Source organism: Micromonospora sp. NPDC049801 (genome assembly GCF_040656575.1).
GTDB lineage: Bacteria > Actinomycetota > Actinomycetes > Mycobacteriales > Micromonosporaceae > Micromonospora.
In genome coordinates, this window is sequence record NZ_JBFAMS010000025.1 from 24,447 (window position 1) to 49,325 (window position 24,879).

Consider the following 24,879-nt stretch of genomic DNA (forward strand, 5'->3'; position numbering starts at 1 on the left):
CGGGGCTCGCAAAACCGGCTCACTCCTCGCGCTCACCGGACCGCCTCCAGGACGGCCGCCGCCAGGCCGATCAGCAGCGCGCCGGCCAGCACACCGGCGGCGGCCCGGGGCAGCGCCGCCCGGTGCAACGCGGCCAGCCCGACCCCCAGGCCCGTGGCGGCCCGGCCGCTGCCCTCCACGACCCCGTCCACCACCACCTCGTCGCCGGTACGCGCGAGGCGGGCCAGCGCCCGGACGGGGCGTACGACAAGGGTGTGCTGAACATCGTCGAGCCGGAACGCGCGGGCGAAGACCGGCCGCAGCGGACCCAGCGCGGTCGCCGGATCGGCGGCCGCGTCCCGACGCCAGCGCGCCCACACCAGCCCCGCGCCCACCAGCAGCAGCGCCAGCGGCAGCAGCAGCCCCGGACCCACGTGGACCAGGCCGTCCTCCGCGCCCGCGACCGGCACGGTGGCGAACCGCAGCCGGTCGGCGAACGCGCCGACGAACCCGGCCAGGCCCAGCAGCGCGGCCGGCACGGCCAGCAGCAGCACCGGCCAGCGCAACACCGCCGGCGGGTCGTGCGGGTGGACCAGCGGCAGCCGGGGCTCGCCGAAGAAGGCCCGCAGCAGCAGTCGCCCGGCGTACCAGGCGGTGATCGCCACACCGAGCAGCCCGGCCAGCCAGACCAGCCAGCCCACCCACGACGGCGCGGGGCCGGTACCCTCCAGCGCGGCCGACTCGGCGACCGTCAGCACGCCGTCCTTGCTCCAGAAGCCGGCCAGCGGAGGCACCCCGGCCAGCGCGCCGAGGCCGATCACCGTGCACCAGAACATCACCGGCATGGCCCGGCGCAGCCCACCCATCTCCGACATCAGCGTGGTGCCCACCGCGTGGATCACCGCACCGGCGGCGAGGAACAACAGCGCCTTGAACGCGGCGTGGGTGAGCAGGTGGAACAGCGCCGCCGACGGCGAGCCGACGGCCAGCGCGCCGGTCATGTAACCCAGTTGGGAGACGGTCGACCAGGCCAGCACCCGCTTGATGTCGTCCTGCGCGGTGGCGGCGAGCGCCCCGAGCAGCAGGGTGATCGCGGCGAGCACCCCGAGCACCGTCAACGTCACCGGAGCGGCAGTGAACAGCGGGTAGAGCCGGGTCACCGCGTACACCCCGGCGGCGACCATCGTCGCGGCGTGGATCAGCGCGGAGATCGGCGTCGGGCCGGCCATGGCGTCCGGCAACCAGGTGTGCAGCGGGAACTGCGCGCTCTTACCGGCCACACCGGCGAGCAGCAGCAGACCGGCGGCGGTCAGGGTCGCGCCGGAATGATCGTGCGCGAGCACGTCGGCGATCCGGAAACTGCCCGTCGACACCCCGAGCAACGCGATGCCGAGCAGGAAGCCGATGTCACCGACCCGGGTCACCAGGAACGCCTTCATGGCGGCGGCCGGCGCGCCCGCGAGCCGGCGGTCATGGGCGATGAGCAGGTACGAGCAGAGGCCCATCACCTCCCACCCCACCAGCAGCATGATCAGGTCGCCGGCGACCACCACCAGCAGCATCGCCCCCGTAAAGAGACTGATCTGGGCGGCGTACGGCGGATAGCGGTGGTCGACGTCGACGTCGTCGTGCGGGCCGCGCCGCAGGTAGCCGACCGAGTAGACCTGCACGGCCAGGGCCACCGCGGCGACCGCCACCGCGACCAGCGCGGCGGCGCCGTCCAGGCGTACCCCCAGGGTCACCGCCAACCCGCCGAAGTCGACCCACGTCGTCGACGTCTCCGTCGGACCGTCGACAGTCACCAACAGGGCCACGGCCAGCGCCAGCGCGCCGGCGGCGCCGGCCACCCCGATCGTCACGGCCGCCGTTCGGGCCCGGCCACCGCCGACCGCGCCCCCGGGATGCCGTGGGGCCGGCGGCAGCAGCAGACCGGCCAGACCGGCGAGCAGCGGTACGGCGGGCAGCGCCGCCCCGAGCAGCCCGGTCACCGGGTCGCCTCCGCGTCCCGCCCGACGGCCCCGGCCGGTTCGGTCAACGCCACGTCGTCCACCGCCACCGTGGACCGCAGGCGGTAGAGCTGGAGCACGATCGCCAACCCCACCCCGATCTCGGCGGCGGCGAGCACGATGACGAACAGCGCGAACACCTGCCCGGAGTGCGGCAGAACCGCGCGCACCGTGGCGTCCGCGGTGACCAGGATCAGGTTCACCGCGTTGAGCATCAACTCGACCGACATGAGCACCAGCACGGCGTTGCGTCGACGCAGCACCCCGTACACGCCGAGGCCGAACAGCAGCGCGGCGGTGACGTACGGGATGACCGGCCTCACCGACGCCCCCCGGAGGCCAGTTCCGCTGCCGGCGCGGGCTTGTCCTCGGTACGGCGGCCGATGTCGGGCCGGGACAGCACGACCGCGCCGACCAGGGCGGACAGCAACAGGACGGAGAGCACCTCGAATGGCAGCACCCAGGAGGAGAAGATCTGCTCCCCCAGCCGCTCCGCCGTACCCGCGCCGGGCAGCGCGACGGCGCTCCACCGGTACGCGTCGACCAACAGCACGCTCAGCCCCAGCCCGGCCCCGCCACCGATCAGCGCGGCGGGCCAGCCGGGCCGGTCCAGATCGTCGGACGCCCCGATCGGGGCCCGCGTCAACATCACCGCGAACAGCAGCAGCACCACCACCGCGCCCACGTAGATCAGCACCTGGACCCAGGCGACCAGCTCCGCGCCGAGCACCAGATAGTCACCGGCCAGCGCGCCCAGGCAGACCACCAGGTAGAGCCCCGCCCGGACCAGATGCTTGGTGGTCACCACCAGCACACCGGCGCCGACCGCCACCGCGCCCAGCGCGAGCAGCAGCAGGTCCGCGCCGGTCACCGGGCCGTCCCCACGGCTCGGGCGGTCACGACGTCGGGCCCTCGTCGCCGGGGCGTACCGCCGGTGCGATCGACCGCGCGGCCTTGCGCGCGGCGGCGGTCTCCTCCTTGGCCGGCTCGCCGTTGGGATCGTGCGCGGGCGGCGGCGGCACCGTCGCCATCCACTGGCCCAGGTGGTCCTTGTCGTGCAGCAGGTCCTTGATGTCGTACTCGGCGTACTCGAACTCCGGCGACCAGTAGAGCGCGTCGAACGGGCAGACCTCGATGCAGATGCCGCAGTACATGCAGAGCGAGAAGTCGATGTCGAACCGGTCGAGCACGTTGCGCTGACGGGGACGGGCGGCGCCCGGCACCGCCACCTCCTCCTTGTGCGAGTCGATGTAGATGCACCAGTCCGGGCACTCGCGGGCGCAGAGCATGCAGACCGTGCAGTTCTCCTCGGACAGCGCGATCACGCCACGCGAGCGCGGCGGCAGCTCGGGAGCGACGTCCGGGTACTGCTGCGTGGTCGAGCGGCTGGTCATCGTCTTGAGGGTGACCGCCAGCCCCTTCACCAGACCGGCGCCGGGCAGGCCGCGCTCGCTGGCGCCGCCGGCCGGATCGCCGCGCTCGCTGGAATCGGTCATGTGGACCATCCTGCCCTGTGGCCCCGGCGCGCGCGACCACCACCCACAGGTCCGCGGCGGTACCGTGGCCGCGGGGAGGACGACCGCACCTGGAAGGACCCGCCATGACCGCCGCGCTGCAGAGCGACTACCCGCCCGAGAGCGGATGGACGACTGACGATCTGGACGCGCTGCCCGAGGATGGCCGTCGCCGGGAACTGCTCGATGGAATGCTACTGATGTCCCCTCACCCCACCCGCACCCACCAGAGCATCGCCGGCCGGCTCATGGCCGCGCTCGACGAGGACTGCCCCGACGGCTACGACGTGACCCAGGCGGTCGAGGTACGGATCAACCGCACCCGCTCCTTCATCCCCGACGTGCTGATCACCACGGCTGCCGCGGCAGCTCGCGAGCCGTCGAGGTACGAGCCGCACGAGGTGGTCGTCGCCATCGAGATCGTCTCGCCGAGTACCCGTTCGATCGACCGGGTACTCAAGCCGGCGCTGTACGCCCAGGCCGGCATCCCCTACTACTGGCGGATCGAGACCCTGGATGGCGACCTGGAGGTCGTGACGTACCGGATCGACGCGGTGAACGAGGTCTACGCCGAGACCGGGCGGTGGACGAAGTTCGTCGACACCGGCGAGCCGTTCCCGATCAACCTGCCGATCAGCCGGATCACGCCGCGGAGCCGCTGAGGCCGCCGGCCGGCGGCACCATCTCGACGCCGAGCTGCTGAAGGAGCTGGAGCAGCTCGTTGCAGCTCCACACGTCGATGATCCGGCCGGCGGTGTCGAAGCGCAGGAACGTCGCCCCCGAGTAGCTGACCACCTGCCCGGTCGGCGGCACCGGCCCGAACTGCCCGGCGTGGGTGCCCGCCGCCCGCCAGTGCACGGCCACCCGCCCACCTGCGGCGACCACGTCGACGATCTTGTAGCGGAGGTCCGGGAAGGCCTCCCGGCGCTCGCGGTGCCAGGCCAGCGTCGCATCCGGCCCCGTCCCGCCCAGCCCCGGACACTCCCCGGCGATCAGCTCGTACGCCGACTCCTCCCGACGCGCGTTCCACACGTCGGCGATGAGCCGCCGGGCCGCCGTCTCCACATCCGTCATGACGGCAGGGTAGCCAGAAAAGATGCGGCCCAGCGCCGGGAGCAGCCGAGGTTGGCCCGTACCGCGCCGAGGGCCCGGATTTCGGCGAGGATGGGCGGTGAGGGCAACCGGAGCCGGAGGGCGGACGACGTGGCGCAGACAGGCGGGAAGTACGTCGAGCCGGGTGGCGAGTTCACCCGGGATCAGCGGTACATCGCCACGCGGATCACCGCGGACGGGCGGGACGGTTACCCGGTGGAGCCCGGCCGGTACCGGCTGGCGGTCAGCCGAGCCTGCCCGTGGGCCAACCGCCTCGTCATCGTGCGACGGCTGCTCGGCCTGGAGGACGCCATCTCGATGGCGATCGCCGGCCCGACGCACGACGCCCGGAGCTGGACCTTCGACCTCGATCCGGGTGGGCGCGACCCGGTGCTCGGCATCGAGCGCCTCCAGGAGGCGTTCTTCGCGCGCTTCCCCGACTACGAGCGGGGCATCACCGTGCCGGCGATGGTGGACGTGCCCACCGGGCAGGTGGTGACCAACGACTACGCGCAGATGAGCCTGGACCTGTCCACCGAGTGGAAGCCGTACCACCGCGAGGGCGCCCCGCAGCTCTACCCCGAACACCTACGCCAGCAGATCGACGAGGTCAACGACGTGGTGTTCCGCGACGTCAACAACGGCGTGTACCGGTGCGGGTTCGCCGGCAGCCAGGAGGCGTACGACAAGGCGTACCACCGGCTGTTCGACCGGCTGGACTGGTTGACCGAGCGGCTGACCAATCAGCGGTACCTGGTCGGCGACACCATCACCGAGGCCGACGTGCGGCTGTTCACCACCCTGGCCCGTTTCGACCCCGTCTACCACGGACACTTCAAGTGCAACCGGCAGAAGCTGAGCGAGATGCCGGTGCTGTGGGCGTACACCCGGGATCTGTTCCAGACCCCCGGGTTCGGCGACACCATCGACTTCGACCACATCAAGCGGCACTACTACCAGGTGCACCGCGACATCAACCCGACGGGGATCGTTCCGCTCGGCCCCGACCTGTCGAACTGGCTCACCCCGCACGGCCGGGACGCCCTGGGCGGCCGCCCCTTCGGCGACGGCACCCCACCCCCACCCCCGGCCGAACCAGTAGACCCCACCCACACCCCCCTCGGCTAACCCCCGGCCCGCCCCCGCCCGCCCGCGCCCCACACCCCGCGCCCCGCGCCCCGCCGATCTTGCACTTTCTGTCGTCGATGTGAGTGGGATGCCCCTTATGCCGCCGCAGTAAGTGCAAGATCGCGGGTGACCATCGCCCGGCCTCATCGATCATGGAGTTGTGGTGCCGGTTTTGGGGGTTGCCGGGCGCTTTGTCACCCACCACAACTCCATGATCGACGGGCGAGGGCGGGGCGAGGGCGGGCAGGGCGGGGGCAGGCCAGGGCAGAGGCGGGGGCGGGGCGGGGCGGGGCAGAGGCGGGGTTAGAGGGCTACTCGGACTGCTGCGGTCAGGACCAGTTGGGCCAGGGAGGCGGGGACCAGGACCAGCCAGCAGAGGCGTTGGAGTTGGTCCTCGCGCAGGCGGGGGTAGGAGACCCGAAGCCAGATGATCACGAAGGCCACGGCGGCGATCTTGAGCAGGGTCCAGAGCCAGCCGAGCTGGTCGTCGGCGAACGGTCCCTGCCAGCCGCCCAGGAACAGCACCGTGGTCAGCGCGGCGATGACCACGATGCCGACGTACTCGGCCAGCAGGAAGAACGCGAACCGCAGACCCGTGTACTCGGTCATGTAGCCGAACACCAGCTCCGAGTCGGCCACCGGCATGTCGAACGGCGGCCGGCGGATCTCGGCCAGCCCGGCGACGAAAAAGATGATCATTGCGGGCGCCTGCCAGAGCAGCCACCAGGGCTGCCACGCCTCGACGATGCCGGACAGGCTGAGCGTGCCCGCCGCCATCGCCACCGACGCGGCGGCCAACACCAGCGGCAGCTCGTAGCCGAGGAGCTGGGCGGCCCCGCGCAGCCCGCCGAGCAGGCTGTACTTGTTGGCCGACGCCCACGCCGACATGAGCACCGCCACCACACCGATGCCGACGACGGCCAGCACGAAGAACAGGCCGATGTCCAACGGCTGCCCGACCAGGTCGTTCGGGCCGAGCGGAATGACCAGCAGCACCAGCAGGTAGGGCACCAGCGCCACAGCGGGGGCCAGCCGGAACACCGCCCGGTCCGCCTCGCGCGGGGTGATGTCCTCCTTCTGCACGAACTTCACACCGTCCGCCACGAGCTGCGCCCAACCGTGGAAGCCGCCCGCGTACATCGGGCCGAGCCGGCCCTGCATGTGCGCCATCACCTTGTGCTCGGCCTGACCGACCAGCAGTGGCAGGGTGAGGAACGCGACCACCACGCCGCCGATCCGGAGCACCAGCTCCACCCAGAGCGGCATCAGCGCGTACCCCCGTCGTCGTCGCCGTCGTCGCGCGCCGCCGGGTCCGCGACCGGCTCGGGCCGCGCGGACCCCGCCGGGCCGTCGGCGGCGTCGGCAACCCGGGGAGTACGCGCCGGACGGGCCCCCGGCGCGGGCCGCGCCGGACGGTCACCGGCCGGTCGGGCCGGGGTGCCGCCGCGCGGCCCCTCCCCCACACCACCCGCGCCGGCCGGGGTGGGCGTCGTCCCCCACTCGCCCGGAGCGGGCACGCCCGGCGGGCGGATCGGCCGGCGGCCACCGCCGGCCTCCGACTCACCCGGTTCCTTCGCGCCCGGCCAGGGCTTCGCCACCCTCGATGCGAGCACGAACTCCTTGCGCAGCGGGTTGCCCTCGAACTCCGGGGGCAGCAGCAGCGGTCGCAGCTCACCGTGCCCGGCGAAGTCGATGCCGAACATCTCGTGGGTCTCCCGCTCGTGCCAGGCGGCACCAGGGTAGAGGTCCACCACCGAGGCCACCGAGGGCGCGTCGCGGGGCACCCGGGTACGCAGCAGCACGCCGTGCCGCAGTCGCGTCGACCAGAGGTGCGCGACCACGTCGAAGCCCCCGGCCAACTCGTCGACCGCCGACAGCCAGTCGAAGAAGTCGCAGGCCAGCTCGGTGTCGTCGCGGGCGGCGCGGACGGCGGTCGACCAGCTCGCCGGCGGTACGTCGACGGTGGCCCGGGCGAACCGCTGCCCGCCGGAGACCGACGCGGTCGCCTCGACCGGCGCGAGCAACGCGACCAGCCGAGCGCCGACCTCTTCTGACGTCATGCCGCTGATCCTAGGGTCTGTTTCAGGAGGGCGGTCGAGCCGAGGCGAGGTCCGGGCGGCGACCGGCCTCCGGTGATCTGGTGGCTTTACCGGCGGTTGTCCCGCCCACGGGGAAAGATGAGGGCGTGCGCGCTGTGACGGTGAAACCCGGGCAAGCCAACTCGCTGAGCCTCGTCGAGGATCAGCCGGAGCCGGCGTCCGAGGAGGGCGCTGTCCTGGTCGAGGCCCTGGCCGTGGGCATCTGCGGCACCGACCACGAGATCATCGCGGGCGACTACGGCGAGGCGCCGCCGGGCGCCGATCGGCTCGTGATCGGGCACGAGTCGCTGGGCCGGGTGCTCGACGACCCGACCGGCACCCTGCAAGCCGGCGACCTGGTGGCCGGCATCGTCCGGCATCCCGACCCGGTGCCCTGCCCCAACTGCGCGGTCGGCGAGTGGGACATGTGCCGCAACGGTCAGTACACCGAGCACGGCATCAAGGCGCTGCCCGGTTTCGCCCGGGACCGTTGGCGGATCGAACCGGAGTTCGCGGTCAAGCTCGACCCCGCGCTGGCCCAGGTCGGCGTGCTGTTGGAGCCGACCAGCGTGGTGGCCAAGGCATGGGACCACATCGAACGGATCGGGCACCGGGCCGAGTGGCAGCCGCAGACCGTGCTGGTGACCGGGGCCGGGCCGATCGGGCTGCTGGCGGCGCTGCTCGGCGCCCAGCGCGGGCTCACCGTCCACGTGCTGGACCGGGCCACCGACGGGCCGAAGCCGGAGCTGGTCGCCGGGGTGGGCGCCACCTACCACGCGGTGCCGGTCAACGACCTGCCCTTCGAGCCGGACGTGGTGATCGAGTGCACCGGCGCGCCCACGGTGGTCCTGGACGTCATGTGCAAGGCCGCGCCGAACGGGATCGTCTGCCTGGCCGGGGTGTCCAGCGGCGGCCGGAGCATCGACTTCGACGCCGGGGCGCTCAACCGGGCGCTGGTGCTGGAGAACAACGTGGTGTTCGGCTCGGTGAACGCCAACCGGCGGCACTGGAACTCGGCAGCGCAGGCTCTTTCGCGCGCCGACCAGGTCTGGCTCTCCTCCCTGATCACCCGGCGGGTGCCGGTGAACAGGTACGCCGACGCGTACACCGCCGGGCCGGACGACATCAAGGTCGTGCTCGAGTTCGCCTCGTGAACCGGTCAGATCCCCGGTAGCCGGCCGTTGCGGAACAGGTCCACGAAGAGTTGGTGGTCCTGCCGGGCGCGCACCCCGTACGCGTGCGCGAAGTCCACCAGATGGGTGACGAACCCCGACTCGTCGGCGTCCACGGCAGCGACGATCGCCTCCTCGGTGGAGTAGTCCACGAGGTCGTGGCTGGACTCGTCGTCGGCGACCGAGTGCATCCGGGCCACCGCCCGGCCGAGGTCGGCCAGCACCCCGGTCAGCTCGTCCGGCTCGTTCACGTCGGCCCAGTCCAGATCGCCGGCGTACGGGGAGACCTCGGCGACCAGTTGACCCGCCCCGTCCAGCTCGGTGTAGCCCAGCCACGGGTCGGCGTGCGCCTGCAACGCTCGCTGCGACTCGGCGGTCCGGTGGCCCTGGTGCCGGAAGTAGCCGGCCACCGACTCGTCGGTGCTGTAGCGGGCCACCGCCGGGACCTGCGCCTGCTTCATGTAGATCAGCACGTCGTTCTCCAGCGCCTGCGTGTGCCCCTCCAGCAGCAGGTTGTACGACGGCAGCCCGGCCGAGCCGATGCCCACGCCCTTGCGCAGCACCACGTCCTTGATCCGGGCGGCCCCTGGACGCAGCCGGGCGGTGGCCGCGGGCAGGGTCTCCAGGTAGTCCTCGAAGGCGGCGAGCACCCGGTCCCGGGTCGTGGCGTCGACCTCGAAGACGCCGTCGGTGACGGAGAACCGCCGCTCGTAGTTGTCGACGGTGGTCTGCGCGGCGAGCAGGTCGACCCTCGTGTTGAGGCGGGCCTGCTGGAGCACCCGACGCAGCACCCCGTCGGCGTTGTCCAGGGTGATCGAGCCGATCGCGTCGTCCCCACCGGCGGCGATCGCCCGCAACTCGGTCAGGTAGGCGCGGGCGAAGCCGGTCACCAGCTCGTCGATCACCGTGTCGGAGAGGGCCTTGCTGTAGCCGAGCAGCGCCACGCTGGCCACGAACCGCCGCAGGTCCCAGGTGAACGGACCGACGTACGCCTCGTCGAAGTCGTTGACGTTGAACACCAGTTGCCCGGACGCGTTCATGTACGTGCCGAAGTTCTCCGCGTGCAGGTCGCCGTGGATCCACACCCGGCCGGTCCGCTCGTCGAGGAAACGGTCGTCGGCGAAGTCGCCGCGCTGGTCGGCGTAGAACAGCGCGGCGCTGCCCCGGTAGAAGGCGAACGGCGACGCGGCCATCTTGCGGAACTTGCGCCGGAAGGCCGCCGGATCGATCGCCATCGACGCGCCGAACTCCGCGCTGAGCACCTCGGTGATGTGGTCCGAGCGCCGGTCCCCTGAGCTGGTCATGGTCCGCAGGCTAGCCGGCCGGGTCCACCACGGGCTGGCAGAACGGGGTGGCGGAACAGGAACCCATCGATCATGCTGTCTGCGTCACGCGCGGGGGCCCGGACACCACGGTCACGTCGGCCGATCGCTGCTGCCATGGGCGGCAGCAGGTCCCTCGCCGGGCGTCGACCACGGAGGACCGGACACACATGTTCCGCAAAACGGGGACCCTGCTCACCGCCGCACTGCTCGGCCTGACCGCCACGATCGGTGGGGCCGGACCGGCCGCCGCGGCACCGGCGGACGCCGCCGGAGGCACCGTGTCGGTGGGCAGACTGATCCTGGAGCCGACCGAGCGGGGCTACCTGGACAGCCTCCCGGTGACCGTCACCAACACCGGCAGCGAGACCGACTACTTCTACCTGACGCTGCGCGAGCCGGTCCCGGGCGCGTTCCAGGACACGGACAGCCGCTGCGACTGGTTCGGGGCGATGGAGGAGAACCGGCGGGTGTTCGACTGCTCCCTCTCGAACAACTGGGCCTACCTCGCCCCGGGCGAGAGCCGCACGGTCACGCTGGACTTCCACGTGCTGACCACCCCGCGGGCGTACCCGATGAGCATGACCGGAGGCCGGATCGCGGTCTCCTCGATCAACGGTGGCCTGATCGCGGAGAGGTCGCTCACCGCGCTGTTCCGGTCCACGACCGGGTCGCTGATCCGCCCCCGGCCGTACGTCCAGGACGCCCAGCCGGACGCCGCCATCGACTCGGTGGGCCCGGTGACCCTCGACCCGGAGGGCACCGGCCGCCTCTACCTGCCGGTGACCGTGCGGTACAAGGGGGACGCGCCGCACGTCGGCCTCGACATCAAGGCCAGTCCGCTGCCCGCCGGGTCGCGCATCGAATACACCATCCCGTCAGAAGGGCCGGTCCTGACGGACCATTCCTGGGTACCGGGGCAACGGATGATGCCCGGCGAGGTGCGTAGCTTCGGATTGGTGATCACCCCGCCGACCGACCCGGCCGACGCTCAGGACGTCATCACCCTGGCGTTGACGACCACCTGGTTCCCGTCGGGCCCAGACGCCGACCCCAGCGACAACACCGCCCAGACCACGCTGGCCATCGCGGCCACCAGCTGATCACCACACGGCAGGGCCGTCGCTCGGACTCGTCCGGGCGGCGGCCCCGGCGTTCGTCAGCCCGCGTCGGGTGGGCGTACGGGTGGGGCGGTGAGGGAGTCGACCGAGCGTGGGGCGCTAGCCTCGGCGGGCGCGGCGAGCAGGTCCCGCTGCGGCACTCCGCCGATCCCGGACTGCTCGGCGGCGATCTTCTCCTGAAGGCGCAGGATGCCGTGCAGCAGCGCCTCCGGGCGGGGCGGGCAGCCGGGCACGTAGACGTCGACCGGGATGAGCTGGTCGACGCCCTTGGTCACCGAGTACGAGTCCCAGTAGGGGCCACCGCAGTTCGAGCACGCGCCGAACGAGATGACGTACTTCGGCTCGGGCATCTGGTCGTAGAGCCGCTTGATGGCCGGGGCCATCTTGTCGGTCACCGTGCCGGAGACCACCATGAGGTCGGCCTGTCGGGGGCCGTGGGCGAACGGGATCACGCCGAGCCGGATGAAGTCGTGCCGGCCCATGCTGGTGGCGATGAACTCGATCGCACAGCAGGCCAGGCCGAAGTTGAACACCCAGAGCGAGTAGCGGCGCCCCCAGTTCAGCACGAACCGGATCGGCTCACCGAGCACTGCCGGTAGCTGCACGGACGTCCCCTCTCCTCACCCCACAGTGAATCACAGCCGGCTGTCACGGACCGGACAGGCAACCCCACCGGGTCCGACCGCAACCGGCGGGCGCAGCAGAGTGTGTGACCGGTGCTGGCGAACACGCCGCCTGCGGCCACCACGGGGAGGACGAGTGCTTGTGACAGGAGAAGTACGGGTGGGCGGACCGCCCCCCGACCCGCCGGGAAGTCCTCTCCCCGCGACCGCCGAACTGGTCTTCGACGACTTCTACCACGCTCACTTCCGCTCGCTGGTGGTGCAGCTCACCGCGTACACGGGTGACCGTGGGCAGGCGCAGGACCTGGTTCAGGAGGCGTTCTGCCGGGCGTACGCCCACTGGGGTCGGCTCGCCCGGTACGACGATCCGCTGGCCTGGGTACGCCGGGTCGCCTGGAACCTCGGCCACAACCGCTGGCGGCGGCTGCGGACCGCGCAGGCCTGGCTGCTGCGGCAACGGGAGACACACGTCGCCGAGCCGAGCCCGGACCGGGTCGCCCTCGACACCGCCTTGGCCAAGTTGCCGCCGAAGCAGCGCCGGGCTGTCGTACTGCACTACCTCGCCGACCTGACGGTCGCCGAGATCGCCGCCCAGGAACGGGTCGCCGAGGGAACCGTCAAGTCCTGGCTGCACCGGGGACGGGCGGCCCTCGCGACGCACCTGCGCGACACCACCGAGGAGGTGCGAGATGTCTGATCAGGAGATCCTCGACCTCGCCGAAGAGTTCGCCCACTACCGCCGTACCGTGCTGGAGGAGGTCGAGGTGCCCGGGCCGGCCGCCGTGCGGCGGACGGCGCGAGGCCGCGGCCGTCGCCGGTTCGCCACCACCACCGCGACGGTGCTCGCGCTGTTCGGCGGGGCCGCCGTCGGGTACGCGACGATGAACGGCCCCGATCGCGAGCCGGGGCCCGTGGATCCCACGTCCGCGCCGTCCGCCAGCCCGTCGGCGACCGCGACCGCCAGTGCGACGGCGAGCCCGTCTGCCACGGCGTCGAACGGCGGCGCCAGCCCGACCGTCGCCGCCCCGAACGGCCGCATCGGCCGGGCCCAGTTGCTCGCCGCGACGGTGTCGCTGCCCGCCTGGACCACCCCGGCGGAATGCCCCACTGGGCGGGTGCGGCTGGGTGCCGAACCGGCCCGCGAAGGCGTCAACGAGCTGGTCGCGCTCGACTACGGCGACCTGGACGGCGACGGGGCGACGGAGACGGTCGCCCTCGTGCGCTGCCTGTTCGGCACCCGCGGGCCGTTCCAGGTGGTCGCCTTCGATCGGGACGCGTCCGGCCGGGTCGTCACCCTCGGCCGCGTGGCCGGCACCGCTTCGCCCACGCCGGGTTGGGTGACCGCCCTGGACGTACGCGACGACGGCGAGGTTCGGGTCGAGGTGCTCGACGTCGCGCCCGGCGGCGGCTGGCCGATGAAGAACTCCCAACGGCAGTGGCGCGGCTACCGCTGGACCGGTGACGCGTTCGACCAGGTGTCCGGGCCGAGCACCTTCGGCCCCAACCCGCGATCGGCCGACCTGTCGATCACCGCCACCGACCTGGTGTTGACCCCTGCGGCGGACGACTCCCGATCGGGCACGGTCACCGTGCGGATCCGCAACGACGCGGATCGGACGCCGCCCGGGGTGCTCTTCACCATCGAGCTGCCGAAGGCGCTGCAGCCCGTCGGGGACGGCTGGTCGGGCTGCGACATCGGGACGGGGAGCACCGTGCTGGTGTCCTGCCACATAAGCGCCGTGCCTGCGCACGGCGAGATGCGGCGGACCCTGGAACTGCGGGTCGCCGCCGGTACCAGCCTGGCCCCGGGAAAAGCGACACTCTGGACCTGGTCCCGGGACCCGGACATGGACCCGTGGCTGGACAACAACAGCGATGACAACGAGTCGACCTTCGGCTATCGCTGACCCTTCCCGGACACGGACACGGATCGACTGGACGAGGCGGCCGCGCTCACCCGAGCGCGGCCGTCGTCGGCCTGCCCGTCCGCCGCGGCCCGCTCGTCGACTGTCGGATTCGCGGCTGGGCGGACCGCAACCAGGTGCCTCGCGGCGGAGTGTTACCGGCGCCCAGGGGCACCGGCCCAGCGGGCAAACGGGGAGGGGCAGTGACAGCAACGATGGGGGCCCGCGCCAACGAACCGCCGGCGGTGCTGACGTCCGGAGGGTCGAACGCGGCGGCGATCGCCTTCGACGACTTCTACCACGCGCACTTCCGGAGCGTCACGGCCCAACTGTGTGCGTACACCGGGGATCTGGGCCACGCGCAGGACCTCGCCCAGGAGGCGTTCTGCCGGGCGCTGGCACGCTGGGACCGCCTGGTCCGCTACGACGATCCGGTGGCCTGGGTCCGCCGGGTCGCCTGGAACCTGGCCCGCAGCCGCTGGCGTCGGCTCCGCACGGCACGCAACCACCTCCTGCGGCAGCGACACGTCGAAGCCGAGGTGGACGGCCCCACGCCGGATCGGGTGGCCATCGACGCGGCGCTCACGCAACTGCCGCCCAACCATCGACGGGCCGTCATCCTGCACTACCTGGCCGACCTGTCGGTCAGTCAGATCGCCCTGCAGGAAGGAGTGGCCGAGGGCACCGTGAAGTCCTGGCTGCACCGGGGCCGGACCGCCCTGGCCGGACTGCTGGACGAGAACACCGAGGGGGTGTCCGATGTCTGATCTCGACCCGCGGCTGCGCGAACGGTTGACCGCGTACCGTGCGGACGTCACCGCCCGGGCCGTCGGCCCCGGTCCCGACCAGGCCCGACGTACCCTGCGCCGTCGCCGGCGGACGAGGGTCGTGGCGGTCGCGGCGGCTGCGGTCGTGCTGGTGTTGGCGCCGGTCGTCGCCAACGCCGCGCTGAAGGGCGACCGAACGCCACCGGTACCGGCGGAGTCCGTCGACCCGACACCCCCGCCGACGACGACCCCGCCACCACCCACACCGTCGGTCAGCCAATCACCAGATTCCACACCCACTGCCGACCCGGGCGCCCCGGACGGCCGGATCAGCCGGGCCCAGTTGCTCGCCGCCCGTGTCGACCTGCCGACGTGGCCGCAGACCGCGCCGTCCACCTGCATCACGACGAACGTGCGGCTGGCGACCACCTCGAACAAGAGCTTCGTCCCGTTGCTCACCGACCTGTCCGTGGACCACGCCGACCTGGACGGTGACGGCGCTCAGGAGACGGTTGCCGTCGTCGCCTGCCGGTACGGGGAGGCGTTGGCGAAGCAGGTCGTCGCCTTCGACCGGGATGACGACGGGCGCATCGTGACGCTCGGCCGGGTCGTCCGGACCACCGACGGTGTCGAGGACATCCTCGGGGTGACCCTCACCGCGGCCGGCACGGTCGACGTGCGGGTGGCCGACCTGCAGCCGTGCTGCGACACCCCGACGTACTGGAAGCAGGAACAGACGCGTACCTACCGGTTCAAGGGTGGCCGGTTCGTGCAGACAGGCGGCCCCACGAAGTTCGGGAAGGATCCCCGGCTCACCGACCTGCGCCTGTCCATGACGCACACACTGGTAAACGTCACCGGTGGTCGCGAGCTGACCATCGTCCTCACCGTCACCAACGCGGGATCGGTCGACGCGGCCCAGGTCCAGTTCAGGGGCCTCGACGTGGGTGCGCCGACGACAGGTGACTGGTCCAGGTGTGACCCGGCGGCCGCGGCGGCCGACGACCACCGGACGTGTCTGGTGCCGGGGGTGCCGGCCGGCGAGTTGCGACGCTACACGTTCGTCCAGCGGGTGCCGAGCCGCTCGGGCACCGATGCGACCACCCGGTTCTTCTTCGTGACCCACTACGACGCGCAGGACCGGCAGTGGCGCGACCGCAACGAGAAGGACAACAAGGTGCAACTCCCCGGCGTGTTCTGACGAGGAGGATGTCCGGTGCCCCATCCCGTCGGGGTGGGGCACCGGGGTTCACTCGCCCGAACTCCAGTCGGGGCGTTGCAGGAGGCCCACGAACTCGACCAGCAACCTCTCGCGCAGCGCCGACGGGGCGGCGTCGAGCAGCGTGTTCACGACCGCCATCCGATCCGGCAGCGGACCGGAACTGTCGCCGCCGCCCAGGCCCAGCCCGGCCGCCAGGCCGGCCACCACCTCCGGCGTCAGCGCCTCGGGGGTGAGGACGCCGACCAGGGAAGCCACCTCGGCGGGCAGCCGCACCGGGCCGCTCGCCTGGGTCGCCGCCACCGCGGCGGCCAGATCCGGGCCGAACTCGGCCACCCGGGGCGCGACCGAGGCGGTCACCGTGAGGTGCACACTGGCCGGCAGATCGACGTACGACAGCTGGGGCTGGGTGTGCCAGCCACGGGCGGTCAACTCGTCGACCAGGACGAACAGGTCGGGGCCGCCCTCGGTGGCGGTGAAGCAGACCACCGTGGACTCCGGCTCGGCCATCAGCCGTAGCCCGTCGACGGCGCGGACCGCGTCGGCCAGGGCAGCGACCGCGTCCCGGGTGGTGGCGGCCAACCGCAGGTAGCCGGCGTCGCCGAGGTGTCGCAGGGTGGCGTACGCGGCGGCGATCGGCCCGCCCGAGCGGGTCGAGGCGATCACCGGGTTGATCATCGTGTAGCCGGGCCAGTCGGCGTACGCGAAGTACTGCGGCGCGCGTCCGGTGGCGTCCCGGTGCAGCAGCACCGACACGCCCTTCGGCGCGTACGCGTACTTGTGCAGGTCGACCGAGATGGACGTGACGCCGGGAACCGTGAAGTCGAACGCCGGCACCGGCTCGCCGAGGCGACGCAGGTACGGCAGGGACCAGCCACCGAAGCAGGCGTCGACGTGGCAGCGCACTCCGGCCTCGGCGGCGACGGCGGCGATCTCGGCGACCGGGTCCACCACCCCGTGCGCGTACGAGGGCGCGGAGCAGGCGACAAGTACCGTGTCCGGCCCGATCGCGGCGGCCATCGCGGCGGGTTCGGGACGCAGCGTGTCCGGCGAGACCGGCACCACGTCCAGCGCCACCCGCAGATAGTGCGCCGCCTTCGCGAACGCGGCATGCGCGGTCGACGGCACCACGATCCGGGGCGCGGCGATCTCCGGGTGCGCGTCCCGGGCCGCCTTGACGGCGAGGATCAGCGACTCGGTGCCGCCGCTGGTGACGCTGCCGACCACGTCCGGCGCGGTCGTCCCCGGGCCGCCGCCGAGCACCCGGCCGGCCGCGCCGACGAGCGCGTTCTCCATGGCCAGCAGGGACGGGAACGCGGTCGGGTCGAGACCGTTGACGTGGGCGCTCTCGGAGTGCGCGGCGGCGGTGAGGTCGTCGAGCCCCGGCACCGCCGGGTCGTAGACGTAGGCGAACAGCCGTCCACCGTGGGTGGGTCGGTCACCGGCGCGCAGCCGCCGAACCTCGTCCAGCGCCTGTTCCGCGCTGACCCCGTCGCGGGACAACGCGCCCGCCCCGAGCGTGTTCTCGTCGATCATGGAGTCATGGTGCCCTTCTAGTAACGGCTAACGGCTTTTGTCTCCCACCACAACTTCATGATCGACCCCGAGGGTGGGGGCAGGGGTGGGGAGGGTGTAGTGGCGGAGCAGGAGGATGGGGGGAGCTATCAGCAGGGCTGGGATCAGGGTGAAGCCGAGCAGGACGCCGAGCCTCGCCGTGTCGGACTGGGCGGCGGCGGTTCCGGTGTCGGAGGAGACGTAGCCGGAGACCTGCAGCACCAGGCCGTAGATGCCGGGGCCGAGCGCCAGGCCGAAGGTCTCCCCGGCGGTCCACAGGCCGGTGAAGACGCCCGCCTGCCGTCGACCGGTGCGTGCCGTCTCGTACGCGATGCAGTCGGGGAGCATGGCCAGCGCGAACACCTGTTGCCCGGCGTACCCGACGCCGAGCACCGCGACCACCAGGTAGACGGCGACCGACGGCAGCACCGGGGCGGCGACCAGGGCGAACGCCCCGGCGGCCAGGATCAGCCCGGCGACGACCAGGGCGGCCCGCTTGCCCAGCCGGGCGCCGACCCGGGCCCAGAGCGGCATCACCAGCAGCGCCGGCCCGACGAAACAGGCGAAGAGCAGCGTCGGCCCGTTCCGGTCGTCGCGCAGGATCTGCCCCGCGAAGTAGTTGACCCCGGCGAGGATGGTCGCCACCCCCACGGACTGCACCACGAAGCAGATCAGCAGCGCCCGGAACGGCCGGTTGGCCCCGGCCACGGCGAGCTGCGCACGCAGCGTCGGTTCGCTGACGTCGACCACACCAGCGGGTGCGGACCGGGTGCCGAGAAACGCGCCGAGCGCGCCGACGCCGATGAGCGCCGCCACGAACAGGCCCATCCAGCGGTGTCCGGGCACGCCGTCGCCGCCGGCCGTCACCACCAACGGGGCGACCGCGCCGGAGATCAGGATGGCCAGCGCCAGCACAGCGATCCGCCAGGTCATCAGCCGGGTGCGTTCGGTGTGGTCGTCGGTCATCTCGGCGGGCATCGCCATGTACGGCACCTGGAAGAAAGCGAACGCGGTGGCCGTGGCCAGGAAGGCGAGCGCCACGTACGTCGCGGCGGCCGGCCCCTTGTCGAACGGCGCCGCGAAGATGGCCGCGAAGAGCGCGGCGAGCGCGAAACCGGCGACGAGCAGGTACGGGCGGCGTGCGCCCCAGCGTGACCGGGTGCGATCGGAGATCCGGCCGGCGACCGGGTTCACCAGCACGTCCCACGCCTTCGGCAGCAGCACCAGCAGGGCGGCCACCCCGGCGGCGACGCCGAGCGTGTCGGTCAGGTAGGGCAGCAACAGCAGGCCGGGCACGGTGCCGAACGCGCCGGTGGCCAGCGAGCCGAGCGCGTATCCGACGTGCACCGGTCGGGGCAGCCGTCCGGTGGCGGGCAGGCCGGCAGCACCCGGCGGCTGGTTCATGGGGCCGAATGTTACTCACGTTATGGCGGGGGTCACATCCCCTCCCCGGGCGACCAACCCGCCGCCGCGATGTCCACCCCCGCGCCGCGCAACGGCGTCCCTTCGGCCCGCAGCCGGGCCCGCGCCTCGCGCTCGTGCCCCGGTGGCAACCGGCCGCCCGCGGTCACCACCCGATGCCAGGGCACCGAGCCACCGTGCCGGGCCATGATGGCGCCCACCAGGCGCGCGGAGGAGCGACCCGAGCGTTCGGCCAGCGCGTCGGCGACCGCGCCGTACGACATCACCCGGCCCTCGGGAATCCGCTCCACGAGGTCCAGCACGGCCTCGACGTACTCGTCAGGAGTCACAATCCGCCACCATATGGGAACGCCACCGGGCCACGCGGGCGTGACCACGCAGAATGGGCGGGTGCGCGACGCAGTCACGGCCGCTCGGCGGATCGTCGTCAAGATCGGGTCCTCCTCGTTGACCACCGCCACCGGCGGTCTCGCCGACGAGCGGGTCGACGCGCTCGTCGACACCCTGGGCCGGCTCGGCGCCGAGGGACGCGAGGTCGTGCTGGTCTCCTCCGGCGCGATCGCCGCCGGCCTCGCCCCGCTCGGTCTGACCCGACGTCCGCGCGACCTGGCCACCCAGCAGGCCGCCGCCAGCGTCGGCCAGGGCCTGCTGATCGGCAGGTACGCGGCCAGCTTCGCCCGGCACGACCGCACCGTCGGGCAGGTGCTGCTCACCGTCGACGACGTGACCCGGCGGGCGCACTACCGCAACGCGTACCGCACCCTGCGCAAACTCCTCGACCTGCGGGCCGTGCCGATCGTCAACGAGAACGACACGGTCGCCACCGAGGAGATCCGGTTCGGCGACAACGACCGGTTGGCCGCCCTGGTGGCCGCCCTGGTGCACGCCGACCTGCTGGTGCTCCTCTCCGACGTGGACGCGCTCTGGACCGGCGACCCGACCCGTCCACAGTCGGTGCGGATCGCCGAGGTCCGTAACGAGGAGGACCTCGCCGGAATCTCCATCGGCGGCGCCGGCCGGTCCGGCGTCGGCACCGGCGGCATGGTGACAAAGGTCGAGGCGGCCCGGATCGCCACCGGCTTCGGCATCCCCGTGGTGCTCACCTCCGCCGACCTGGCCGCCCCGGCGCTGGCCGGCGAGCCGGTCGGCACGCTGTTCCACCCGCAGCGGCAACGGCCGACGGCCCGGCTGTTCTGGCTGGCCCACGCCACCTCGCCCCGGGGACGCCTGCACCTGGACCCGGGCGCGGTGGCCGCCGTCGTGGAGCGGCGCAAGTCGCTGCTGCCGGCCGGCATCACCGCCGTGGACGGCACCTTCACCGCTGGCGACCCCGTGGACCTGGTCGACGACGCCGGCGCGCCGGTAGCCCGTGGCCTGGTCAACTACGACGCGGTGGAGCTGCCCGGCCTACTCGGCCGTTCCACCTCCGAACTCGCCGCGGCGCTCGGCCCGGCGTACGAACGGGAGGTCGTCCACCGCGACGACCTCGTACTGCTGTAAGCAAGGGCACCTTGTTAACGCCTAGCGTTGTACAAGGGGCCCTTCCTAACGCGAGGAGTGACCGATGAGCGTCGTCGAGCAGGCGAAGCGGGCGCGGGACGCCGCTGCCGAACTGGCCGTGGCCACCCGTACCGTCAAGGATGCCGCGCTGGTCGCGATGGCCGACGCGCTGGTGACGCGTACCCCGGAGATCCTCGCCGCCAACGAGGCGGACCTGGCGGCCGGGCGCGAAGCCGGGCTGAGCGCGGCCGTGCTGGACCGGCTCGCCCTCGACGAGGGCCGGGTGGCCGGCATCGCCGGAGCGCTGCGTGAGATGGCCGCGCTGCCCGACCCGGTCGGCGAGGTGGTCCGCGGATCGACCCTGCCCAACGGGCTGGAACTGCGCCAGATCCGGGTGCCGTTCGGGGTGGTCGGCATCATCTACGAGGCGCGGCCCAACGTAACGGTGGACGCCGCCGGGATCTGCCTCAAGTCCGGTAACGCGGCGCTGCTGCGCGGGTCGTCGTCGGCCGCGCACTCGAACGCCGCGCTGGTAGCGGTGCTGCGCGACGCGGTCGCCGGGGCCGGTCTGCCGGCGGACGCGGTGCAGTTGCTCGACGCCAGTTCGCGCGACTCGGTCAAGGAGCTGATGCGGGCTCGCGGGCTGGTCGACGTGCTCATCCCGCGCGGTGGCGCGTCGCTGATCCGCACCGTGGTCGAGGAGTCGACAGTGCCGGTGATCGAGACCGGGGTGGGCAACTGCCACGTCTACGTCGACGCCGCCGCCGACCTGGGCAAGGCCGTCGCGGTGACGTTGAACGCCAAGACGCAGCGCCTGTCCACCTGCAACACCGCCGAGTCGCTGCTGGTGCACGTGGACGTCGCCGACGCGTTCCTACCGCCGATGCTGGCCGCGTTCGCTGAGGCCGGCGTGACCGTGCACGGCTCCCCCGAGGTGGTCGCCCACTCGGCGGCCGTCGTCCCGGCCACCGAGGAGGACCACGCCACGGAGTACCTGTCGGCCGACATCTCGGTGGCGGTGGTCGACTCGCTGGACGCGGCGGTCGCGCACATCCGCCGCTTCGGCACCGGACACACCGAGGCGATCATCACCGACTCGACGACCGCCGCCCGCGAGTTCGTCGCCCGGGTGGACGCGGCGGCGGTGATGGTGAACGCGTCGACCCGGTTCACCGACGGGGGCGAGTTCGGCTTCGGCGCGGAGATCGGCATCTCCACGCAGAAGCTGCACGCCCGGGGGCCGATGGGCCTGCCCGAGTTGACCAGCACCAAGTACGTCGTCACCGGCGACGGTCACGTGCGCTGATCGCCCGGCCGGCAGGCCCGGATCGCGGACAGCGTGGAGTGCACGTCGAACTGGTGACCGTCGTCGCTCTCCCACCCACCGTCGCTGCGCTGGGTCTCGCCGAGCCGCCGCAGGGCGCGCACCATGACCCAGTCGTGGGAGTCGATGCCGACGCGGCGCAGCGTGGCCGCCAGCCATGCCACGTCGCCCGCTGACATCGTGGCCATCCGTTCGGCGAGCACCACCTGGATCCGCGCCGACTCCTGGAACATGTCCTGGCGGTGCAGTACTGCCGCGCTCAGCCAGCCGGCGGCGAGGAACGACGGCCAGGTCCCGTCCGGGCGCAGCCGCGCGACGATCGACTGCGCCGCGGCCTGCACCACACCGGCGTACGCCCCACCGACCCGATGATCGAGCGGACCTGAGGCGCGGGCGTCCAGGCCGGCGACGGTGAGCCAGAAGCCGGCGTTGGCGGTGAGGAAGAGTTTGGCCTCGGGGTCACCGGGTCGGGCCCACTCGGGCGCCGAGCCGGCCAGGGAGAGGTCCTCGTCCCAACCGCCGTCGGGCTGCTGCCGAGACGCCAACCAGTCGAGCGCCCGGCGGGCGGCGGGACGACCCAGCGCACCGAGGTCGTCCAGCTCGCCGAGCCGGAAACAGGTGGCGTCGACCGAGGCCACCTCACCGCCCCAGGTCGCCGGCCAGCCGCCGTCGGGTGACTGGCCGACCTCGGCCGCGTCCAACAGCTCCGGCGGGGCGGGCGTGCCGTTGCGCAGCCAGGAGAGGCGGGCGCGTTCCACCGCGTCCCCGTGCGCCACGACGAACCCGATCGCGGCTTCCAAGTCGACCACGGCGGAGACGCTACCTGCGCAGACACGATCCCGCCTCGGGGAATCGGCCAGCCGGAAATGGCTGCGTCGCTCGGTGCGCGGGTCTGGTCGGAGCTATCTGCGTCGATTGACGCGACGGGTCGGAGCCGGGACGACAGGGCCGCCCCGGCTCCACCGGTCAGTACGCGGGCAGTGACGGGTCGATCTGCTTGATCCAGGAGAGCACGCCGCCCTGCACGTGGACGGCGTCCTTGAAGCCGGCGGCCTTGAGCGCGGCCAGCGCCTCGGCGGAGCGCACACCGGACTTGCAGTGCAGCACGATCTGCTTGTCCTGCGGCAGCTTCGCGAGGGCCTCACCGGAGATGATGTCGCCCTTGGGGATCAGCGTGGCGCCGGGAATCCGCACGATCTCGTACTCGGCCGGCTCCCGCACGTCGACGAGGAAGATGTCCTTGCCGGCGTCCTGCCACTCCTTGAGCTCCAGGGCGGTGATGGTCGAGTCGAGCGTCGCCTCCTGGGCCTCGACCGAGACCGCGCCGCAGAAGTCCTCGTAGTCTTCCAGCAGGTCGGTGACGGTCGGGTTCTCGCCGCAGAGCACGCAGTTCGGGTCCTTCCGAACCTTGATCTTGCGGTACTCCATCTCCAGGGCGTCGTAGACCATGAGCCGGCCCACCAGCGGCTCGCCGATGCCGGTGAGCAGCTTGATCGCCTCGTTCACCTGGATCGACCCGATCGACGCGCAGAGCACGCCGAGCACGCCACCCTCGGCGCAGGAGGGGACCATGCCGGGCGGCGGCGGCTCCGGGTAGAGGCAGCGGTAGCAGGGGCCGTGCTCGGCCCAGAACACCGACGCCTGCCCGTCGAACCGGTAGATCGAACCCCAGACGTACGGCTTGCCGAGCAGCACCGCGGCGTCGTTGACCATGTAACGGGTGGCGAAGTTGTCGGTGCCGTCGACGATCAGGTCGTACTGGGCGAAGATCTCGCGGACGTTCTCCCGGTCCAACGCGGTGTTGTGGATCTCCACGTTGACCAGCGGGTTGATCTCGCGGATCGACGCGGCGGCGGACTCGGCCTTCGAGCGGCCGACATCGGACACGCCGTGGATGACCTGGCGCTGGAGGTTGGACTCGTCGACGGTGTCGAAGTCGATGATGCCGAGCGTGCCGACCCCGGCAGCGGCCAGGTACAACAGGGCCGGCGAGCCGAGGCCACCGGCGCCGACACAGAGCACCCGGGCGTTCTTCAGCCGCTTCTGACCGGCCACCCCGACGTCCGGGATGATCAGGTGGCGTGAGTAGCGGCGGATCTCGTCAACGGTCAGCTCGCCGGCGGGCTCGACGAGCGGGGGCAACGACACGGTGGACTCCCCGGGATCGGCGGTGTGAACCGCGCCATTGTTGCTCGCCGGGGCCCCGCTCGGCCATGAGGGAGGACACGTGGTCCGCGATGCGGGAGCGGGAATAACTCAGGGGATGGCGTCGCCGGCGTAGCGACGGCCGTCGAGGTAGGGCCAGGCGTTGGCCACGCAGCCCTCCAGCCCGTACGTCTGCTGCTGCATCACCGGGGCGGGCTCGCCCGGACCGGGGCACGCCTCATGCTCGGCGCCGAGCTCGTGGCCGACCTCGTGGTTGATCACGTAGGTGCGGTACGTCTCCAGCGGTGCGCCGTAGTCGGGCACCGCCTCCTGCCAGCGGGCCAGGTTGATGATCACCCGGCCGGGTAGCCGGCAGGACGTGTAGCGCTCGGTGGACAGGCCGCCCTCGGCGCACATCCGCTCCGACGTGACCGGGGTGGCGAGGTAGATGGTGAAGTCGGCGGCCCGGGCGTCGGCGACCCGCTGCACGCGCAGCTCGCCGGAGGCGATCCAGCTACGCGGGTCGGCCAGCACCTCGTCGACCCGCGCCGCGAACGTGCCGGCGTCCTGGCCGCTGTCGCGCTCGACCACGACGCGGTACCGGCGCAGCGGTCCGTCCTCGCCGTGCACCGCGGTTTCGGAGTCGGCGGCGGTGAACCGTCCCGCGCCGACCGACGGGTAGTCGCTGGGCGCCGGATGGGCCTCCCCGCCGCCCACGCCCATGCCGCCCGGTGTCGGGATGGGCGGCGCGTCGGCCGGCGGCTCACCGCCACCCGCCACGGTCACGCCGATGGCGCCGGCGGTGGCGAGGACGAGCACACCGAGCAGCAGAGTGCGCCGTCGGCGACGGCGCATTCGCACGAGACTGGGACGCGCGCCCTCGTACGCCGACCCTGCCGGCGGGTCGGGCGGCTCGGGCGGGCCGTAAGGGGACGACGGCGTCATGACGCCAAGCCTGCCAGATTATTCGGGCAATTCTCCGCTTTTGGCTGCTATTGCCGCAATACGT

24 protein-coding genes and 1 pseudogene are annotated in these 24,879 nt (G+C 72.4%); 10 read left to right on the forward strand and 15 right to left on the reverse strand.

Features of this window, described 5'->3' with window-relative positions; translation table 11 throughout:
- Positions 1 to 32: 32 nt before the first annotated feature.
- Genes AB0I89_RS31145 through AB0I89_RS31160 form a run of 4 tightly spaced genes read right to left on the reverse strand, consistent with a single transcriptional unit; the run spans position 33 to position 3,490 of the window.
- Complete coding sequence (locus AB0I89_RS31145) at positions 33 to 1,967, reverse strand: NADH-quinone oxidoreductase subunit L (protein WP_357134104.1); 1,935 nt, start codon at positions 1,965 to 1,967, stop codon at positions 33 to 35.
- Positions 1,964 to 2,308 (reverse strand): NADH-quinone oxidoreductase subunit NuoK, encoded by a 345-nt coding sequence (nuoK, locus tag AB0I89_RS31150; RefSeq protein ID WP_357134107.1) that lies wholly within the window; start codon positions 2,306 to 2,308, stop codon positions 1,964 to 1,966. The genes AB0I89_RS31145 and nuoK overlap by 4 nt, the downstream gene beginning before the upstream one ends.
- A complete protein-coding gene (locus AB0I89_RS31155) occupies positions 2,305 to 2,856 on the reverse strand; it encodes an NADH-quinone oxidoreductase subunit J (protein ID WP_357134110.1) in 552 nt (183 codons plus the stop codon). The genes nuoK and AB0I89_RS31155 overlap by 4 nt, the downstream gene beginning before the upstream one ends.
- Positions 2,857 to 2,881: 25 nt before the next feature.
- Complete coding sequence (locus AB0I89_RS31160; protein ID WP_357134112.1) at positions 2,882 to 3,490, reverse strand: NADH-quinone oxidoreductase subunit I; 609 nt, start codon at positions 3,488 to 3,490, stop codon at positions 2,882 to 2,884.
- 95 nt (positions 3,491 to 3,585) lie between these two features.
- On the opposite strand from AB0I89_RS31160, the gene AB0I89_RS31165 reads away from it, so the two are divergent.
- On the forward strand, positions 3,586 to 4,161 hold the full coding sequence (locus AB0I89_RS31165) for a Uma2 family endonuclease (RefSeq protein ID WP_357134113.1): 576 nt from the start codon (positions 3,586 to 3,588) through the stop codon (positions 4,159 to 4,161).
- On the opposite strand, the gene AB0I89_RS31170 is transcribed toward AB0I89_RS31165, so the two are convergent.
- Positions 4,142 to 4,573 carry an ester cyclase gene (locus AB0I89_RS31170; protein WP_357134114.1) on the reverse strand — a complete coding sequence of 144 codons (432 nt, stop codon included), beginning with the start codon at positions 4,571 to 4,573 and terminating at the stop codon, positions 4,142 to 4,144. The genes AB0I89_RS31165 and AB0I89_RS31170 overlap by 20 nt on opposite strands.
- A gap of 90 nt (positions 4,574 to 4,663) precedes the next feature.
- Here AB0I89_RS31170 and AB0I89_RS31175 point away from each other — a divergent pair, with 90 nt between their 5' ends.
- On the forward strand, positions 4,664 to 5,719 hold the full coding sequence (locus AB0I89_RS31175) for a glutathione S-transferase C-terminal domain-containing protein (protein ID WP_357134116.1): 1,056 nt from the start codon (positions 4,664 to 4,666) through the stop codon (positions 5,717 to 5,719).
- A 303-nt stretch (positions 5,720 to 6,022) separates the two neighbouring features.
- Here the strand turns inward: AB0I89_RS31175 and AB0I89_RS31180 are convergent, their stop codons facing one another.
- On the reverse strand, positions 6,023 to 6,985 hold the full coding sequence (locus AB0I89_RS31180; protein WP_355053351.1) for a complex I subunit 1 family protein: 963 nt from the start codon (positions 6,983 to 6,985) through the stop codon (positions 6,023 to 6,025).
- Entirely contained in the window at positions 6,985 to 7,779 is a 795-nt protein-coding gene (locus AB0I89_RS31185) for an NADH-quinone oxidoreductase subunit C (protein ID WP_357134119.1), read from the reverse strand. The genes AB0I89_RS31180 and AB0I89_RS31185 overlap by 1 nt, the downstream gene beginning before the upstream one ends.
- Positions 7,780 to 7,904: 125 nt before the next feature.
- On the opposite strand from AB0I89_RS31185, the gene AB0I89_RS31190 reads away from it, so the two are divergent.
- On the forward strand, positions 7,905 to 8,951 hold the full coding sequence (locus tag AB0I89_RS31190) for a glucose 1-dehydrogenase (RefSeq protein WP_357134120.1): 1,047 nt from the start codon (positions 7,905 to 7,907) through the stop codon (positions 8,949 to 8,951).
- Between the two features lie 5 nt (positions 8,952 to 8,956).
- On the opposite strand, the gene AB0I89_RS31195 is transcribed toward AB0I89_RS31190, so the two are convergent.
- On the reverse strand, positions 8,957 to 10,273 hold the full coding sequence (locus tag AB0I89_RS31195) for a DUF2252 domain-containing protein (RefSeq protein WP_357134122.1): 1,317 nt from the start codon (positions 10,271 to 10,273) through the stop codon (positions 8,957 to 8,959).
- A 188-nt stretch (positions 10,274 to 10,461) separates the two neighbouring features.
- Here AB0I89_RS31195 and AB0I89_RS31200 point away from each other — a divergent pair, with 188 nt between their 5' ends.
- Positions 10,462 to 11,394, forward strand: coding sequence for a hypothetical protein (locus AB0I89_RS31200; protein ID WP_357134123.1), 933 nt, complete (start codon positions 10,462 to 10,464; stop codon positions 11,392 to 11,394).
- Positions 11,395 to 11,450: 56 nt separating this feature from the next.
- On the opposite strand, the gene AB0I89_RS31205 is transcribed toward AB0I89_RS31200, so the two are convergent.
- Entirely contained in the window at positions 11,451 to 12,017 is a 567-nt protein-coding gene (locus tag AB0I89_RS31205) for an NADH-quinone oxidoreductase subunit B family protein (protein WP_355053355.1), read from the reverse strand.
- A gap of 178 nt (positions 12,018 to 12,195) precedes the next feature.
- Here AB0I89_RS31205 and AB0I89_RS31210 point away from each other — a divergent pair, with 178 nt between their 5' ends.
- From AB0I89_RS31210 to AB0I89_RS31225, 4 genes are all read left to right on the forward strand, one after another.
- Positions 12,196 to 12,732, forward strand: coding sequence for a SigE family RNA polymerase sigma factor (locus AB0I89_RS31210; protein WP_357134126.1), 537 nt, complete (start codon positions 12,196 to 12,198; stop codon positions 12,730 to 12,732).
- Positions 12,725 to 13,942 carry a hypothetical protein gene (locus AB0I89_RS31215; RefSeq protein WP_357134128.1) on the forward strand — a complete coding sequence of 406 codons (1,218 nt, stop codon included), beginning with the start codon at positions 12,725 to 12,727 and terminating at the stop codon, positions 13,940 to 13,942. The genes AB0I89_RS31210 and AB0I89_RS31215 overlap by 8 nt, the downstream gene beginning before the upstream one ends.
- Positions 13,943 to 14,154: 212 nt before the next feature.
- Entirely contained in the window at positions 14,155 to 14,706 is a 552-nt protein-coding gene (locus AB0I89_RS31220; RefSeq protein ID WP_357134164.1) for a SigE family RNA polymerase sigma factor, read from the forward strand.
- Positions 14,699 to 15,907, forward strand: a complete 1,209-nt coding sequence (locus AB0I89_RS31225) for a hypothetical protein (RefSeq protein WP_357134130.1) — start codon at positions 14,699 to 14,701, stop codon at positions 15,905 to 15,907. The genes AB0I89_RS31220 and AB0I89_RS31225 overlap by 8 nt, the downstream gene beginning before the upstream one ends.
- 48 nt (positions 15,908 to 15,955) lie before the next feature.
- Here the strand turns inward: AB0I89_RS31225 and AB0I89_RS31230 are convergent, their stop codons facing one another.
- Genes AB0I89_RS31230 through AB0I89_RS31240 form a run of 3 tightly spaced genes read right to left on the reverse strand, consistent with a single transcriptional unit; the run spans position 15,956 to position 19,230 of the window.
- A complete protein-coding gene (locus AB0I89_RS31230) occupies positions 15,956 to 17,461 on the reverse strand; it encodes an aminotransferase class V-fold PLP-dependent enzyme (RefSeq protein ID WP_357134132.1) in 1,506 nt (501 codons plus the stop codon).
- Between the two features lie 27 nt (positions 17,462 to 17,488).
- A complete protein-coding gene (locus AB0I89_RS31235; protein WP_357134134.1) occupies positions 17,489 to 18,883 on the reverse strand; it encodes an MFS transporter in 1,395 nt (464 codons plus the stop codon).
- 32 nt (positions 18,884 to 18,915) lie between these two features.
- Complete coding sequence (locus AB0I89_RS31240; RefSeq protein WP_357134136.1) at positions 18,916 to 19,230, reverse strand: MGMT family protein; 315 nt, start codon at positions 19,228 to 19,230, stop codon at positions 18,916 to 18,918.
- Positions 19,231 to 19,243: 13 nt separating this feature from the next.
- On the opposite strand from AB0I89_RS31240, the gene proB reads away from it, so the two are divergent.
- Together proB and AB0I89_RS31250 are read left to right on the forward strand one after the other, a co-directional pair.
- The gene (proB, locus tag AB0I89_RS31245) at positions 19,244 to 20,401 is read left to right on the forward strand and encodes a glutamate 5-kinase (RefSeq protein WP_357134138.1); all 1,158 of its coding nucleotides are present in this window, start codon (positions 19,244 to 19,246) and stop codon (positions 20,399 to 20,401) included.
- A 64-nt stretch (positions 20,402 to 20,465) separates the two neighbouring features.
- Complete coding sequence (locus AB0I89_RS31250; RefSeq protein WP_357134140.1) at positions 20,466 to 21,707, forward strand: glutamate-5-semialdehyde dehydrogenase; 1,242 nt, start codon at positions 20,466 to 20,468, stop codon at positions 21,705 to 21,707.
- On the opposite strand, the gene AB0I89_RS31255 is transcribed toward AB0I89_RS31250, so the two are convergent.
- From AB0I89_RS31255 to AB0I89_RS31265, 3 genes and pseudogenes are all read right to left on the reverse strand, one after another.
- Entirely contained in the window at positions 21,695 to 22,585 is an 891-nt protein-coding gene (locus tag AB0I89_RS31255; RefSeq protein WP_357134165.1) for a prenyltransferase/squalene oxidase repeat-containing protein, read from the reverse strand. The genes AB0I89_RS31250 and AB0I89_RS31255 overlap by 13 nt on opposite strands.
- 106 nt (positions 22,586 to 22,691) lie before the next feature.
- Positions 22,692 to 23,940, reverse strand: a pseudogene (moeZ, locus tag AB0I89_RS31260) (adenylyltransferase/sulfurtransferase MoeZ).
- A gap of 41 nt (positions 23,941 to 23,981) precedes the next feature.
- Positions 23,982 to 24,725, reverse strand: coding sequence for a DUF3152 domain-containing protein (locus AB0I89_RS31265; protein ID WP_357134142.1), 744 nt, complete (start codon positions 24,723 to 24,725; stop codon positions 23,982 to 23,984).
- Positions 24,726 to 24,879: the final 154 nt, after the last annotated feature.